1 protein-coding gene and 1 pseudogene are annotated in these 1,013 nt (G+C 62.4%); both read left to right on the top strand.

The window, feature by feature from the left end; genetic code table 11:
• Positions 1 to 234 (top strand): annotated as a pseudogene (locus tag G3574_RS08430) (amino acid ABC transporter permease); the annotation flags it as partial.
• Positions 235 to 286: 52 nt separating this feature from the next.
• Positions 287 to 1,012 (top strand): amino acid ABC transporter ATP-binding protein, encoded by a 726-nt coding sequence (locus G3574_RS08425; RefSeq protein WP_163961980.1) that lies wholly within the window; start codon positions 287 to 289, stop codon positions 1,010 to 1,012.
• The last annotated feature ends 1 nt before the right edge of the window (position 1,013 follow it).

Raw genomic sequence — 1,013 nt, 5'->3', positions numbered from 1 at the left:
TTCCGCAACATGATTCCGGTGCTGCTCACGCAAACGATCGTGCTGTTCCAGGACGTGTCGCTGGTGTACGTGCTGTCGATCACGGACTTCGTGGGCGCGGCATCGAAGATTGCGCAGCGCGACGGACGGCTGGTGGAGATGTACCTGTTCGTAGCACTGGTGTACTTCGTGATCTGCCTGGGCCTGTCGACGCTGGTCAAGCGGCTGCAGGCGAAGGTGGCGATCATCCGCTAGACAGGCAAGGACCAGGCGCAGGGCACAACACAGACAGAACAAGGAAAAGCAAATGATCGAAATCAACAAGGTCAGCAAGTGGTACGGCAGCTTCCAGGTGCTCACCGACTGCAGCACGCAGGTGGCCAAGGGCGACGTGATGGTGGTGTGCGGGCCGTCGGGGTCGGGCAAGTCGACGCTGATCAAGACGGTCAACGGTCTGGAGCCGTTCCAGGAGGGGACGATCATGGTCAACGGGCAGTCGGTGGGGGATCCGAAGACGAACCTGTCGAAGCTGCGGGCGAAGATCGGGATGGTGTTCCAGAACTTCGAGCTGTTTCCGCATCTCACGATCCGGCAGAACCTGACGCTGGGGCAGGTCAAGGTGCTGGGCCGCAGCGAGGAGGAGGCCACCGAGAAGGGGCTGAAGTACCTGGACCGGGTAGGCTTGCTGAGCCAGAAGGACAAGTTTCCGGGGCAGTTGTCGGGCGGGCAGCAGCAGCGGGTGGCGATTGCGCGGGCGCTGTCGATGGACCCGATCGCGATGCTGTTCGACGAGCCGACGTCGGCGCTGGACCCGGAGATGATCAACGAGGTGCTGGACGTGATGGTGGGGCTGGCGCAGGAAGGGATGACGATGATGGTGGTGACGCACGAGATGGGGTTTGCGAAGCGGGTGGCGAACCGGATCGTGTTCATGGACCGGGGGCAGATCGTGGAGGACTGCAGCAAGGAGGAGTTCTTCGGCGCGCCGCGCTCGGAACGCGCCCGCGACTTCCTGGCCAAGATCATTCACTGAA

Source organism: Noviherbaspirillum galbum, from assembly GCF_010974945.1.
In the GTDB taxonomy this organism is placed as follows: Bacteria; Pseudomonadota; Gammaproteobacteria; order Burkholderiales; family Burkholderiaceae_D; genus Noviherbaspirillum; species Noviherbaspirillum galbum.
This window is presented reverse-complemented; position numbering and strand designations above follow the sequence as displayed.

Excerpts from the sequence above, each read along its gene's own strand:
- G3574_RS08425 (WP_163961980.1), top strand. The coding sequence starts at position 287 with ATGATCGAAATCAACAAGGTCAGCAAGTGGTACGGCAGCTTCCAGGTG.